Below are 14,387 nucleotides of genomic sequence, written 5' to 3' on the forward strand. Positions count from 1 at the left end.
CTTTTCTTTCTCCATTCCTAGAGTAATATGAATTCCAACCTAGAAAATTTAGAGTTTATTGATTATATTGACCATAATGGTGAATTACCCATACAACTTGAAGGTAAGATAGGGGTTTACGCAATTTTTAATCAGGAAAAAATTTTGCAATTCATTGGTTATTCTCGTGATGTTTATCTCAGTTGTAAGCAACATTTAGTTCGTCAACCCCATAAATGTTATTGGTTAAAAGTCCACACCATTGAACGTCCTGACCGAAAAATTCTATCAGAGATTGAAAATAGCTGGATTGCCCAAAATGGTAGTCTACCACCGGGTAATGGTGAGCATAAGCAAATATGGACTAATGCCATTAATGTCCAAGAGTTAATGAATGATACAGAAAAAGAGAATTATCAAAATCCATTAATTGATGATTTAGCTAAGACTAAAGTGTTAAAGAATGTATCGCGTCGAGTAGAGTCAGAAATATTAGAACTGTTGACAGCAAGAGGGTTAAAAACTCAAATTCGCTTTAACCCCAAGTTGAAAGAGGAGGGTTTACTAGATTTAAAATAACCTCACCTCCAGATGGTAGTGTAATCCGAATTATAAGTTAGAGGAATTCCCTACCCAGGAAAAGAGCTCTCTAGTCCAAAATGGATCATCATAATTACCTTTAAACAGTCAAACAGATAACCATGCTAGAACAAGGTACTATCAGTATACACACTGAGAATATTTTCCCCATTATCAAGAAATCCCTCTATTCCGATCATCAGATATTCCTGCGCGAACTCATATCTAACGCGGTAGATGCAATCCAAAAAATCAAAATGGTATCCCGTGCTGGGGAGTATGGTGGAGATATAGGGGAACCGGAAATTACCATTGCCATTGACAAGGACAAGAAAACCCTTTCTATCTCCGATAATGGTATTGGGATGACCGGGGAAGAAGTAAAAAAATATATTAACCAAGTAGCTTTTTCTAGCGCGGAAGAGTTTATTCATAAGTATGAAGGAAAAGCTGATCAACCAATTATTGGTCATTTTGGTTTAGGCTTCTATTCTTCCTTTATGGTTGCTAAGAAGGTTGAGATAGATACCCTTTCTTACAAAGAGGGTTCGCAAGCAGTACATTGGAGTTGTGATGGTTCACCAGAATTTACTTTAGATGAATCTTCTCGCAATAGTCGTGGTACAACGGTGACTTTAACATTAATGCCCGATGAAGAAGATTATTTAGAGACAGCTAGAATTAAAAACTTGGTTAAAACCTACTGTGATTTTATGCCAGTTCCCATCAAACTGGATGGGGAGGTGTTGAATAAACAAAAAGCACCTTGGCGAGAATCTCCTAGCAGTTTAACTCAGGAAGATTATTTGGAATTTTACCGCTACCTTTATCCCTTTCAGGAAGAACCTTTATTGTGGGTCCATTTGAATACGGACTATCCATTTATTATTAATGGGATTTTGTATTTCCCTAAAATGCGTCCTGATGTGGATGTGACTAAGGGACAAACTAAGTTGTTCTGTAATCAGGTTTTCGTTAGTGATAATTGTGATGAAATCATTCCCCAATTTTTGATTCCTATGCGGGGTGTTATTGATAGTACAGATATTCCTTTGAACGTTTCTCGTAGTGCATTGCAAGGCGATCGCACGGTGAAGAAAATAGGAGATTATATCGCTAAAAAGGTAGGTGATAGGCTAAAAGAACTCTACAGGAGCGATCGGGAACAATATATCAAAGCTTGGAAGGATTTAGGGACTTTTGTTAAGTTTGGAGTTCTCAATGACGAGAAATTTAAAAAACAAGTGGAAGACATAATTGTTTTCCGAACTACTGCTAAATTCACTGAAAACCCCGGAAATGAACCAGCAGTTGAGGTACAGTCAGCGGAGGGTGATATTTGGCAAGATGTCAACAAGAGCAACACCAATACTTTGCCCTACACCACCCTGAAGGAATATCTGGAGCGCAACAAAGAGCATCAGGAAAATAAGGTGTTTTATAGCACTGATGAAGCTAGCCAAGCTACATATATAGAGTTACACAAAAATCAAGGTTTAGAAGTTCTATTTATGGACTCATTCATTGATACTCACTTTATTAATTTTCTAGAAAGGGAATATCAGGATGTTAAATTTACCAGGGTAGATTCTGACCTAGATAACACATTATTAGATGATAAATCGGGGGAAATTGTAGACCCGACAACACAGAAAACCAAAAGTGAAACCATCAAGGAGCTATTTGAGAAATCTCTCAACAAACCCAAGGTAAATATTCGGACCGAAGCATTGAAATCTGATGATCCTCAAGGGACACCACCAGCAATAGTGTTATTACCAGAAATTCTTCGTCGTCTACGGGAAATGAATGCCATGATGCAACAACAAAATGCCGATTTTCCTGAAGATCACATTTTGTTGGTGAATACGGCCCATCCTTTGATTCAAAACCTGGTTAGCTTGAATCAAGGTAGCATTATTCAAGGTAGTGGTGAATCACCAACAGGAAAATTGGTGAAAATGATTTGTCAGCACGTTTATGATTTGGCATTGATGTCTCAAAAAGGTTTTGATGCAGAAGGAATGAAGTCCTTTGTTGAACGTTCTAACGAGGTGTTAACTAAGTTAACTTCAGCAAGTTAAATACTCGTTAATAGTCCTATTCAATCTCCCCATGGCAATAGCCAATTTTTCCAGGGGACAGGGAATTCATTCCCCGTATCTTGCAAAGGTTTTACCTTTCATCTGGCGTTCAGGCGATCTCGCGTAGCGAGATCGCCTACCCATTTCTCCTCAAGGGAAAATAGCGAAAATGTTTTACTAATAATTAAGAATGGAGAAGAGTTATGCTGAAGTTAAGAAAGCTTTAGAATTAGTTAATAATCGTCCTGGAAAATGTGTTGACTATCGAACCCCTTTTGAGATATTTTATGAATTATCGTCAGACCTTGATCCACTTCATTTTTGAATTGGCGCAAGGGGCTATCTATCAAGTGTCAATCACCATGCAGCCTGAAGCCAATCTTTTTTTCATCAACGCTAAAGAATATATCAATCTAAATATATACATTTATGAAATTGAGATACCCGATGTTGCCACAGTTTTTTTGGCTGTTAACCGGCAATCAGTAGATAATCCTCAAGCGTTTATAAACCCTGACAATAGTAAAATAGTTGATCCGAAAAACCTAAAACCAGTTTTAAACTTTAATTCTTCCTATGGAGGTACACGTGCAGAACCTCCAGTAAAAGGTGACGACAAACAAAGCCGTCTCAATGCGCTAAAATCCTTAGTTAAGCTGGCATTTTATGAAAGTCATGTCAAACACAATTACCTGAGTACAGCTACTCGTAAGGGTGCATTGGATGAATTAATTTCAGCGGAAGGTAGAATTTTAAAATATTTGAAAGCTCAAAATGAAGCACAAACAGATATTCCTGATGGCTACCAGTTTTCCAGAGATTTTATGAGGCTGGAATTTCAAGGTGGTAGAGCAGTAATTCTAGCAAATAATCACGAAATCCACGAGATTATTGTGAATGCAAATCATCCACAGGCGTATGAAGTGTACACTATGATTTTTGAGCAAGTAGGAGCATTTCTGAACGGACGGAGAGGGGCTACGAAAGTAGATAACAAGGGAGATATTGTAGAAGAAAACTCTTACATACCTGCTGGAGCCTTATTTATTACGCCTGATTTTGGCCCAAATAAAAAATTGGCTGATTATGCACACGAACATACACCCCAAGTTTTGGGTGTTGATGCATCTGTTGGTGGTGGAGGTGGTAAAGCAGCCTATACAGTCACTGGACTTTTAGGTGGGTTTGATGCAGCTAGTGAGTATGGGTTATTCGATGCTTCTGATAAGAATCTTCCCATATCGCTTATTGGCTCTGCAGGCGCAATGGGGTCTGACTTAGCTACACGACTAGCAGAGCAAGGATTTAATAATGTATTAGTGTCAGATATCGCTTATGACTATACCAAATCTATCAAGATAGACACTGAAACAAAAGAAAAACTCGTTCCTATTTTAGAAAACGAGAGATACCGTATGAATGGTGAAGAGTACCAGAGAATTCCTGTTAGTTGGGATGTTGTCCCCGCAGAGCCTGGAAAATTCACTGATGAAGCTTTAGGCAAAAATGGAAGACCTAGAGTAATTATTACAACTACATTTGGCAAAGCACTGGAGAATTCCAACCTTAACGCTATTCCAGATAATTCAACATTATTGCTGTCAGAAAACTGGTCACTTCCTTCTGGTGATAGGGGAGTGATAATAGCAAGAAATCTCAAGCTTAGAGGTATTATCACCTTCCCAGGTCAAACGATGACTCCAGGTGGAGCTGGGAATTCTAAAGTAGAAATATTTTTTAGAGTAACGACAAATGGGGGTATCACCAAAGCGATGGAATGTGAAGAAACACCTGCCTATTATAAGCGTTTAGGGCATGAAATTGTATACAGACAAATAAAACAAGGTGTGAGTGATCTGATTACCATAGCATGTCAGCAAGACATCACAATTATAGAAGCTCTAGCACAATATACTAGCCTACCAGTGTTATCACAGGAGCTAATCACTCTTAAATTTGATTTGGCAGTAACTGAAGCACAATTTAATAGTTCAGATAAAACAGCACAATTAGTTTAGGAAACGAGTCACTCAGGTTATATCTCATTTTTATTTATTATTGAATTCGATACGAAGAGTGACATCATTTCTCTGTTAAATATTCCATCTTAATACTGCTCGGTTCGGTGAAGAATATTTGTAGATTTGCTTGAAAAAATCCAATCTACATATTTTTTATCCCTAATACAACCAGTATTTTATATTTATAAAAACTAATCACCAGAACCATTAAGCGAAGCAATGAAAAACAAAAACGAAGACTTTATTAATAATGAAGAACATCAAAAAAAGCATGATAAGACTGAGTATTCGTTCAATTTTAAAGTCGTTGGAGTATTGCTTGTTATTATTGCCGCATCTGCATTTGCCTTGAAAGGAATTTTTGTAAAACTTGCTTTTGAAGAAGGTATCAGTGTTATTGCATTATTGTTATTACGAAATGCAATATCTGCACCATTATTTTGGCTAGGGTTTTTTGCAGTCCAACGACGTAATAATATTCCCATAAAACTAAAACATCTTATAGAGTGCTTTTTGACAGGTTTTTTATATTTTTTATCTATACTAACAGACTTAACAGGAATATCGTTGCTTGATGTTAGTGTCGAGCGAGTTATTTTCTTTACTTATCCTGCTATGATTCTCATCTTTACTGCAATAGCCAGCCGTAAATTACCTGCCAAAAATCATTTAGGTGCTTTTATAATTACTTATACTGGAATTGGTATAATTGTGGGAATTACCAGCAAATGGTCTATATTCATCAACAATCTTGAAGGTAGTGTTTGGGCAATTATGGCAGCTAGTTCCTATGCACTTTATCTCATTAAAAGCCAATCTATTATTAAATCCATAGGTTCTATTAAATTCACAACTATTTCTAATACATTTACATTTTTATGCTTATGTGTATACGCTTTATGCTTTGGTGTATGGCCGGAATTCAATTTTAATTTTAATGAATACTATTATACTACTATAATTGCAGTTTTTTGTACTGTTATACCTTTCTTTATTTTATTTGAAGGTATAAAGCGTATTGGCTCTTCACAGTCGGCAATTATTAGTATGATTGGTCCAGCAATCACTTTACTAGCTGCCCATACAATTTTAAATGAACAATTAGAAATAAATCAATTCATAGGAGTTGTGATAACAATATTAGGAATTTTTATGATTATAGGAGATAATATTTTAAATACCGCTTGGGAAAATTTATATAAAAAATTTAACCGCAATCATAAGTCTATGAGAGCCATATTACATTCGTGTCAAATGGCTAATACATGGGAGCAGTTCTGTAACTGGATTACCAGCACCAACAAGCGTCTATACATTGGTTGGTTCGGTGTCCTGATGATTCCCACCCTCCTAGTTGCAACCACCTGTTTCGTCATCGCCTTCATCGCTGCTCCTCCTGTAGACATTGATGGTATGCACGAACCAGTAGCAGGTTCCTTACTCTACAGAAATAACATCATCTCTGGTGCAGTTGTTCCTTCCTCTAACGCTATAGGCCTACACTTCTACCCCATTTGGGAAGCTGCTTCCTTAGATGAGTGGCTGTATAACGGTGGACCATACCAATTGGTAATTTTCCACTTTTTAATTGGCGTATTATGCTACCTCGGTCGTGAGTGGGAATTGTCCTACCGCTTAGGTATGCGTCCTTGGATTTGCCTAGCATTTTCTGCTCCTGTAGCAGCAGCTATCGCAGTCTTTTTAATTTACCCCATTGGTCAAGGTTCCTTCTGTGATGGTATGCCTTTGGGTATATCTGGAACCTTTAACTTCATGATCATATTCCAAGCAGAACACAACATCTTGATGCATCCCTTCCATATGTTAGGTGTAGCTGGTGTATTCGGTGGTTCTTTCTTTTCTGCAATACACGGAAGCTTGGTAACTTCCTCCTTGGTACGTGAAAACACTGTAAACGAATCGCAAAACAACGGTTACAAGTTCGGTCACGAAGAAGAAATATACAATATCGTAGCTGCTCACAGTTACTTGGGTCGCCTCATCTTCCGATATACTCCCTTCAAGAATAGCCGTTCTCTGCATTTCTGGTTAGCAGTTTGGCCTGTCATAGGTATCTGGTTTACCACATTGGGTGTCATCACAATGGCGTTCAACTTGAATGGTTTTAAATTCAACCAGTCTGTGATTGATTCTACTGGTCCTGTTATCAGTACTTGGGCTGATGTGATCAACCGCGCTAACCTGGGTATACAAGTAATGCATGAGCCTAACGCTCAGAACTTTCCCTTAGACCTTTCTACGGGTGTTGTTATTCCTGTTGCTAATTCATCTGGCAGATATGCAACACCAAGACTGGGTTGATATAGATAATCCTGATGATGCAGATAAGTTTATTAGGCTATCAGAGCAATCTGGGATCCAAACTTAAAGGTAGTAGGCAGTATATTTAAAGTATCCTTAAAATAAAATTTACATCTTATGCTGTCGAACAAAATGGAGTGGCAAAAATGAACAGATACACAAAATTAGAAAACCTATTAAAAGCTCAAGACTTTAAAGAAGCAGATTTAGAAACAAATAGAGTAATAGTAGAAGTAGCTAACAGAGAAAGGGAAGGTTATTTAAGAGAAGAAGATGCAGAAAAATTTCCTTGTAAAGAATTGCGCGCCATTGATAATCTGTGGCTAAAATATAGTCAGGGTAAATTTGGTATATCTGTCCAACAAAAAATATATAAAAACCTGGGCGGCACAAAACAATTTGATGAAAAGGTATGGGAATCCTTCGCAGATAGGGTAGGATGGAGAAGATTGGGATCATGGCTCTCTTACAAAGACTTAAATTTTTCACTGTCCGCACCAATTGGTCAACTCCCAGCTGCTATCGGGTCAGTGTGCGGAGTTAAGGGTGAGTGTGTGGGTGGTCCGTGTGGTGGCGTCTTGCCATATGGTATCGCATCACTCCCCTCCTGTGAAGACATGTAGAGTGAAACCTTTAAAGGTTTCACTCCCAGGTGTTGAGACATTAAACTCAATATCTACATTATAGGTTTACCAAAAAAACTATAATCCCTATTGATGAAAGTATAATTGCCCCTATAAGCACCGGTTTAACTAGGTCTAAACCTTTTGATGACTGACCGCTTTTATGGGCTGTATTTTCTAGTCCCTGTGCTAGTATTGGCTTCCCCGTGGCCACCATCACCTCGAATTTTAACTCAAAGGGTTGCCAATTCTCTCCTGTCCTTGGTTTTCCCGTGAGTTGCAGTTCATAAACTCCTGGTTTAGGAAATGTAATTTCCGCGCCTGGTATACCCTCATATCTTTCCACATTCATAGGTTTTAACGGTGGTTCAAGCAGTGCAGGTTCCCCAGGTGTATGTGGTTGGGCATAAATTGCTAAGTGACAATTACAGTCCCTTAGGGACACGGTCTTGCCACCTTTTTGAGTTAAAGCAAACCATACTGGTGCAACTTCTCCAGCACGAGCCCGATCATTGGGTTCAATGTGAATAGTAGCTCCTATATCGTTTGATACTTTTACCGTATGAGCTTTAACTATATTGGTTAATGTTGCTGTTAGTAGTATAAACAACAAGAGTGATATTTTTTTATATCCGTAGCTACCTGATTTAACAATCATATCTGTAAATGTCAACTATTCCTTTTGCTTTAAAGGAGTATAAAATTCTTTTAACTTAAAAATTGACCAAACTAAGGGCGATCGCATCATTAAAACCGCGAGTATAATGAATACTAATAATAAGGTTGCCATCTGATTAAAGATAGTTAACTTTAAAGCTCCTAAATAGGTGGAACCAATCAAAACTGCATGAATAGTAGTCAATATCAAAGCTGGAACAGTCAAAAGATGGATTCGACGCCAGTTTGGACCTAGAGACTTTTGCATAAAGTCAAAACTTGTAAAAGCAGCAGGGGTCATAAAAATTAAAGCCAAAATACCTGCACCCATTCCCCACTGAAATTCCACTGGTAAAAACCAAATGGCTGACACATTCCATGCTAAAAAGTGTTCTAATTTGTGAACTGTATGTACTAAAGATAGCATAAATGCTCCTACACCCAATCCTCGACGATAACGTATAAGAGCTGGCAATAGAACACGTGTGGGACGGGCGATTAAAGCCAAAATTAAGCAAATTAGGGCAGCATAACCACTATAGTCAACCATGGTTTCCCCTGTGCGGGATATGGTAATTATACCAATAATCATACTTACCCACCCCCCCATGCGAAATAGTTGACTACGTTGATCTTTACTCATTAGGGAAGTGGAAATACTTACTCCTAACATAGTTGGTAGAGTACCCAAACCAAATGCCAACATAGTTATTGCCCCATGCCATCCATTTCCCGTAGCTGCTGCTTTAATTTGAGCAGCATATAAAAAACCACAGGGCATTAGCCCCCAGGTCATACCTAAAAGTGCTGGTGTCCACCATTTTGTATGTAATGATAGATTGACCATTACAGCACTTAACCGATTATGTAAACTATTTTGTAATAAAGGGTGAAAAATGGGAATTTTAGGTATTAAATGTGGTTTGACCTGTGTCAATCCTATCCAGATCAACATCACTCCAGTAATTATTGCTATCCATCTACGTAAATCACTACCAACTCCTCCTAATTGTCCACCTTGCACCAATGCGGAACCAAGTAAGCCTATAGCAGTGCCAACTAGAGCATAGCTGAATACTCTCCCTAAATTTAAAAGAATGTGAAATTGTACCTGTCGTTGCCAGGATTGTATTTTCTCCGGGTAAGAAAAAGAAAAAGCTATTGCTAAAGGTCCACACATGCCAATACAGTGACCAAAGCTCCCCAGAAAACCCAGGATAGTAATTAGCACTAAGTCCAACATAAGTAAAGTTCTCAATCCCTGAGTAGTTAGGTGATGATGTTGATTTGAACATACTTAGTATGTTGGAATCAGGTTGGTAATTTTGTCAAAAGACAAGCTGTAAAACTTATTCTTGGTTACTATTCCTAGGATGTTTTTATGGGAAAGGTCAAGCTCCAGTTTTGAGGATTGTTTAATTCAAAAAATAGCCCTTGAAAAATCATTTTTGTACCAATACGAGTGGGCACATAGTATCTAATGAGAATATTTCCAGGTTGAGCAAATACATCATCGTAATTTTCACTGTATCCGAAAGGACGAGCGCAGTATTGACGACCTCCGGGAATAGATAACATAAAAAACTGACTTTCTTTATACGAATCGGGGACTTGAAATATTCCATATATATGATGTTGACCCAACCAAGGTCTAACACTAACTTTAGTAGCTGTGACTTGAAAATTGTCTTTCTTTAATTTTGCCAAGGTGATGAAACTGCAATTAGAATCATTAACCGGCCACCAGATAATCACTAGGCAAGAAAGTATAAAAATTAAACCATAGATAATCAAACGACGCATATTGATACAATTTTCTTACAAATAGGTAACAAACATGAAGTTTTTGTAAAGTTATCCAATCTAGTCGTTTCCACCAGAAGAGGTTACAATCACTGTAAAATCGCCGAAACGCACGCAAATCCTTAATTTTTAGATGGTGGAGCAAGTGCCAAAGGCGAATTTATTTCCCATGATAGTTAACTGTAATTAAAAACCATGATCAATAAAGTTACCATATTTACAGGATTATTAAGTGCGATCGCCTGGACACCATATTTGACAATGTGTCCGACCGCTCATGGAGCAGATAAGGTAACCATACGTTATGGATTTCTGGAAGAATCAACTTCCCTTACGGAGCTGAAAAAAGCCACGGAAACTGGGCAATTGCCAGGTAGTCTACAGATTTATACTAGCAGACTAAGCCAAGAACAACGTAACTGGTTGGTACAAGGACTAAGAGCTAGAATACCCATAAATGTGGTGACCTTAAATTGGTTACTGAATACTCAATTAGGTCAAACAGTAATCAATGAAATAGCAGCGGTTTTTGATCGTCGTCAAGATCAATCAGGGGTACAAGCAGTTAGAGCGGGTTTAATATTAGCTGCTAGTTCACCAGAGGGGTTATCTATACTGAGTTTTATTGCAGCATATCCAAGTCAAACCCTAAAACTGAATTTAGCGGAGGTTTTGACAGTGGCAAAGTTTTTAAATATGGATTTTTTGCAAACTCAGCAATTTCTGCTGATGAATGGTTCCCAAACTGATGGACAAAAACTATCAGTCAACATTCCCCTTGATCCCACCCAACCAGGAACCGAGAAAGTAGAAATATCTAAGTTAAACTTAAATGATGATAAACGTAAACGTAATATCATCGTGGATATTTATCGGTCAAATTCTGCCAATAATGAAAACAACATTGAAAAACCCTTGATTGTCTTTTCTCATAGCTCCAGTTTAGTGGGTACAGACCTGCAATATCTAGCCCAACATCTTGCTTCTTATGGTTATACAGTTGCAGCTTTACAAAGTCCTAGCAGTAATTTTTTTGGCAATAAAAGTAAAGTTGGCTTGAACCCTCAAGAATTTTTAGCTCTTCCCCAAGATGTAAGTTTTGTCTTGGATGAGTTGGCAAAATTAAACCAGAATCCCAATAATTCTTTACGGGGAAAATTAGCCACTAATAAGGTCATGGTTGTTGGTTACTCCCTGGGTGGAACCACAGCATTAGCATTAGCTGGTGGGGAACTACAAATTGCCAGTCTCAAAAGCACTTGTGAAAAAAACACTGGTAAATTGAGTGATGTTCAAAGTTTTATGTGCTTGGCCAGACAATTGCCAGAAAATAACTATCAACTGCAAGATCAAAGGGTTAAACAAATAGTAGCTCTAAAACCAGCTTCCTCCCTATTATTTGGTGAAACTGGTTTGACAAAGATAAAAGTTCCTACCTTAGTATTTACTGCATCTGCTGACTATGTCACCCCAAGTTTGACTGAGCAAATTAATGGTTTTAACCGTATTCCATCTCCCAAGTGGTTAGCTGCTGCGGTGGGCGCCAGCCATCTTAGTGTGGTGGATCCCCTAGTGATCAATACTTTTTTAAGTAGAACTAACCCCTCCATTACCAGTCGAGAAGTGGTAGGAGACAAATCAGCGGATGTGCGCAATTATGTTAAGACGATTACTTTAGCTATGGCTGCACAATTGACACCAGATGCCAATAAGTATAATGTTTTTCTCACTCCCCAATATGCCCAGGTAGCTTCTACTCCTTTGTTCCCATTTCGTCTAATTAAATCCTCTTCTGGTATAAATACTACACAAAAAAACTAGTTAAGAGAGCCAAAAGCTATTCTTAATCCCCAAAATACAATTAAAACTGCCACAGCCAACCAATCTGGCAGTTTTAATTGTAGTTGATGCCATTTGACCTGGTGTTCGCTGGGACTGGTAAAACCCCTCACTGTCATCGCATTTGCGATTTGTTCTGCTCTTAATAGGAGGTTTTCTAGTAGTCTTTCCATGACAACTAACCAGACTCTTGTACCCCCTTTTAGTCCCAGTTTTTTCCAGTTGATCGCCCTTGTCATTACAGAACGGATCAAATTTTGAATCTCTTCTAAAACCAGGGGAATAAATCGCAATGATAGGGTTAGTGTGAGGGTAATTTCTGTGACGGGAACCTGCAACTTTTTTAAAGGCTGCATTAAGCTCTCTATACCTGATGTTATCTCCTCTGGTGCAGTTGTTAACAAGTATAAGTTACTGCTATAGATTAATGTAAATACAATAGTACTTAAACTAATTGCTAAATTCAAGGAACGCCGACTAATTGTAACCGGACCTTGGTGAAATAGTATGTACTTATACTTCTGATATTCATGGCGTTTTTCATAGTTTTCCCTTGCTGGTGAGGGCAATTTAGTTCCATTTTCAGATTTTGCAAATGGTACTGGACTTAACACTTGTTCACTTGTTGGTAAGCGTGGTTGATAACCTATGCTCATACCATCTGGGCTAATGGCAATAATGGCTAGTACCATAGTTGATAGCACTAATAACCACCCCATTTGTTGACGCCATACCCTGAGAGGAATTCGGGCAACTAAGGTAACAACCATCAGCAGTAATACCAACAACACACGCCAGTAGTTGTTGGCAAATACATAGCTGGTCAAAAAACTTAACAACCAAATTAGTTTTACCCGTGAATCTAATTTATGTAGCCAAGTTTGAGGAGCATCTAAATATAGTCCTAGAGGAAGCGATCGCAATAAGTCCATCTGTCAATTCCTAAATTCCCAACTAACTTTCTATGAAAAGGTGTCTCAGACACGAGTTGCTCGGTTAAGAGTACCCACTTCCATTTCTCGAACTTTTTTGCTACGCCATAAGATGCGGATGGGTGTTCCCTCAAAACCCAATTGCTTGCGAAACTGTCTTTCTATATAACGTCTATAATTTTCATTAAACCGTTTAGCATCATTAACAAACAATGCAAATGTAGGTGGTTGGCTACTTACCTGAGTACCATAATAAATTTTACCCTGTTTACCACTACGTGAAGCTGGTGGTGAGTGCCAACTGACTGCGTCTGTGAGAACTTCATTAACCACAGATGTGCTGACACGGCGCTTATGGGCTTCAGCAGCTTTGTTAACCAGGTCTAAAATTTTTTCTACTCTTTGTCCAGTTATAGCACTGACAAATATGGTGTCTGCCCATTCAGTAAAGTGTAATCTTGCCTCTAAGCTTTTTTCATGGTCATATATGGTATAAGAGTCTTTCTCCACAGCATCCCATTTATTGACCACAATTACGCAAGCACGTCCATCTTCAATAATCCGTCCAGCTAATTTTTGATCCTGTTCTGTGACACCATCCAAAGCATCCAGCACTAATAGCACCACATCAGCACGGCGGATTGCTTTAAAGGCGCGATTAATACTGAAAAATTCCGTCCCGTATTCCACATGTTTCTTCTTCCTAATTCCCGCAGTGTCAATCAAACGGTAGGCTTGTCCCTCTCGTTCAATTAGCGTATCAATAGTATCCCTGGTAGTTCCAGAAATTGGACTAACTATTGCCCTTTCCTCACCGACAAAAGCATTTAATAGACTGGATTTACCAACATTAGGACGGCCAATGATAGCCACCTTAACTTCAGTATTCTCCTGTAAGTTTTCAGAGTGAGGAATATATTGAATCAACTCATCTAGCAAATCACCCGTACCACTCCCGTGAATAGCGGATATGGGATAAGGTTCTCCCAATCCCAACTCCCAAAATTCACTAGCTTGAATAATACCTTGCTCTGGCGATTCACATTTGTTCACAGCTAAGAGGGTGGGAACAGTCTGTTGACGTAACCATTCAGCAATTTCTTCATCTGCAGGAGTTAGACCAGCTTGTCCATCTACAACAAATATGGCAGCGCAAGCTTCTGAAAGTGCAGTGATTGCTTGTTGACGTATCAAGGGGAGAAATTCCGTATCATCATTAAACACTAGACCTCCAGTATCAACTACCAAAAACTCCCGATTTTGCCAAAATGCTGGACGATAGGTACGATCTCGTGTTACACCAGGTTCATCATGAACTATTGCTGTTTGATCCCCTGCTAAACGGTTCACAAAAGTAGATTTGCCCACATTGGGGCGGCCGATAATTGCTACAATTGGCAGTGCCATAAATTCAATTCCGAATGCGGATTGTGCAGACGTACTGGGTTATCTATATTTTTCACCCAGCACAATAGAAAACTACTTATGATATCATAGCCTTTGACATTTGTCATCGCCAGCAAACTTCCTCCAGCTGGTGAAAAAATC

At 38.5% G+C, this 14,387-nt stretch carries 11 protein-coding genes and 1 pseudogene; 7 read left to right on the forward strand and 5 right to left on the reverse strand.

The features are described from left to right. The first annotated feature begins 27 nt into the window (after positions 1–27). From IAR63_RS12310 to IAR63_RS12330, 6 genes and pseudogenes are all read left to right on the forward strand, one after another. Positions 28–558, forward strand: coding sequence for a GIY-YIG nuclease family protein (locus IAR63_RS12310; RefSeq protein ID WP_187705477.1), 531 nt, complete (start codon positions 28–30; stop codon positions 556–558). A 122-nt stretch (positions 559–680) separates the two neighbouring features. Continuing rightward, positions 681–2,642, forward strand: coding sequence for a molecular chaperone HtpG (htpG, locus tag IAR63_RS12315; RefSeq protein ID WP_187705478.1), 1,962 nt, complete (start codon positions 681–683; stop codon positions 2,640–2,642). Between the two features lie 287 nt (positions 2,643–2,929). Then, the gene (locus tag IAR63_RS12320; RefSeq protein ID WP_187705479.1) at positions 2,930–4,660 is read left to right on the forward strand and encodes a hypothetical protein; all 1,731 of its coding nucleotides are present in this window, start codon (positions 2,930–2,932) and stop codon (positions 4,658–4,660) included. A gap of 222 nt (positions 4,661–4,882) precedes the next feature. After that, positions 4,883–5,764: pseudogene (locus IAR63_RS18880) on the forward strand (DMT family transporter); the annotation flags it as partial. Positions 5,765–5,890: 126 nt separating this feature from the next. Then, a complete protein-coding gene (gene psbA / locus IAR63_RS18460; protein ID WP_235678400.1) occupies positions 5,891–6,985 on the forward strand; it encodes a photosystem II q(b) protein in 1,095 nt (364 codons plus the stop codon). Between the two features lie 146 nt (positions 6,986–7,131). Continuing rightward, complete coding sequence (locus IAR63_RS12330) at positions 7,132–7,608, forward strand: GUN4 domain-containing protein (RefSeq protein WP_235678257.1); 477 nt, start codon at positions 7,132–7,134, stop codon at positions 7,606–7,608. Between the two features lie 58 nt (positions 7,609–7,666). Here IAR63_RS12330 and IAR63_RS12335 read toward each other — a convergent pair whose 3' ends face one another. The 3 genes from IAR63_RS12335 to IAR63_RS12345 all read right to left on the reverse strand — a co-directional run bounded on the left by IAR63_RS12335 (position 7,667) and on the right by IAR63_RS12345 (position 10,068). Beyond that, the gene (locus tag IAR63_RS12335; protein ID WP_187705481.1) at positions 7,667–8,266 is read right to left on the reverse strand and encodes a hypothetical protein; all 600 of its coding nucleotides are present in this window, start codon (positions 8,264–8,266) and stop codon (positions 7,667–7,669) included. A 15-nt stretch (positions 8,267–8,281) separates the two neighbouring features. Then, positions 8,282–9,508, reverse strand: a complete 1,227-nt coding sequence (locus IAR63_RS12340; protein ID WP_187705482.1) for an urease accessory protein UreH domain-containing protein — start codon at positions 9,506–9,508, stop codon at positions 8,282–8,284. Between the two features lie 125 nt (positions 9,509–9,633). Beyond that, positions 9,634–10,068, reverse strand: a complete 435-nt coding sequence (locus IAR63_RS12345; protein ID WP_187705483.1) for a hypothetical protein — start codon at positions 10,066–10,068, stop codon at positions 9,634–9,636. Positions 10,069–10,263: 195 nt separating this feature from the next. On the opposite strand from IAR63_RS12345, the gene IAR63_RS12350 reads away from it, so the two are divergent. Further along, entirely contained in the window at positions 10,264–11,889 is a 1,626-nt protein-coding gene (locus IAR63_RS12350; RefSeq protein WP_187705484.1) for an alpha/beta hydrolase, read from the forward strand. Here IAR63_RS12350 and IAR63_RS12355 read toward each other — a convergent pair. Both IAR63_RS12355 and der read right to left on the reverse strand, forming a co-directional pair. Beyond that, positions 11,886–12,839, reverse strand: coding sequence for an energy-coupling factor transporter transmembrane component T family protein (locus tag IAR63_RS12355; protein WP_187705485.1), 954 nt, complete (start codon positions 12,837–12,839; stop codon positions 11,886–11,888). The genes IAR63_RS12350 and IAR63_RS12355 overlap by 4 nt on opposite strands. A 45-nt stretch (positions 12,840–12,884) precedes the next feature. Further along, positions 12,885–14,246, reverse strand: coding sequence for a ribosome biogenesis GTPase Der (gene der / locus IAR63_RS12360; RefSeq protein ID WP_187705486.1), 1,362 nt, complete (start codon positions 14,244–14,246; stop codon positions 12,885–12,887). Positions 14,247–14,387 lie beyond the last annotated feature (141 nt).

Source organism: Cylindrospermopsis curvispora GIHE-G1, assembly GCF_014489415.1.
Lineage (GTDB): Bacteria > Cyanobacteriota > Cyanobacteriia > Cyanobacteriales > Nostocaceae > Raphidiopsis > Raphidiopsis curvispora_A.

Coding starts and splice junctions, on each gene's coding strand:
- IAR63_RS12310 (WP_187705477.1), top strand. CDS start 28: ATGAATTCCAACCTAGAAAATTTAGAGTTTATTGATTATATTGACCAT.
- htpG (WP_187705478.1), top strand. CDS start 681: ATGCTAGAACAAGGTACTATCAGTATACACACTGAGAATATTTTCCCC.
- IAR63_RS12320 (WP_187705479.1), top strand. CDS start 2,930: ATGAATTATCGTCAGACCTTGATCCACTTCATTTTTGAATTGGCGCAA.
- psbA (WP_235678400.1), top strand. CDS start 5,891: ATGAGAGCCATATTACATTCGTGTCAAATGGCTAATACATGGGAGCAG.
- IAR63_RS12330 (WP_235678257.1), top strand. CDS start 7,132: ATGAACAGATACACAAAATTAGAAAACCTATTAAAAGCTCAAGACTTT.
- IAR63_RS12335 (WP_187705481.1), bottom strand. CDS start 8,266: ATGATTGTTAAATCAGGTAGCTACGGATATAAAAAAATATCACTCTTG.
- IAR63_RS12340 (WP_187705482.1), bottom strand. CDS start 9,508: ATGTTGGACTTAGTGCTAATTACTATCCTGGGTTTTCTGGGGAGCTTT.
- IAR63_RS12345 (WP_187705483.1), bottom strand. CDS start 10,068: ATGCGTCGTTTGATTATCTATGGTTTAATTTTTATACTTTCTTGCCTA.
- IAR63_RS12350 (WP_187705484.1), top strand. CDS start 10,264: ATGATCAATAAAGTTACCATATTTACAGGATTATTAAGTGCGATCGCC.
- IAR63_RS12355 (WP_187705485.1), bottom strand. CDS start 12,839: ATGGACTTATTGCGATCGCTTCCTCTAGGACTATATTTAGATGCTCCT.
- der (WP_187705486.1), bottom strand. CDS start 14,246: ATGGCACTGCCAATTGTAGCAATTATCGGCCGCCCCAATGTGGGCAAA.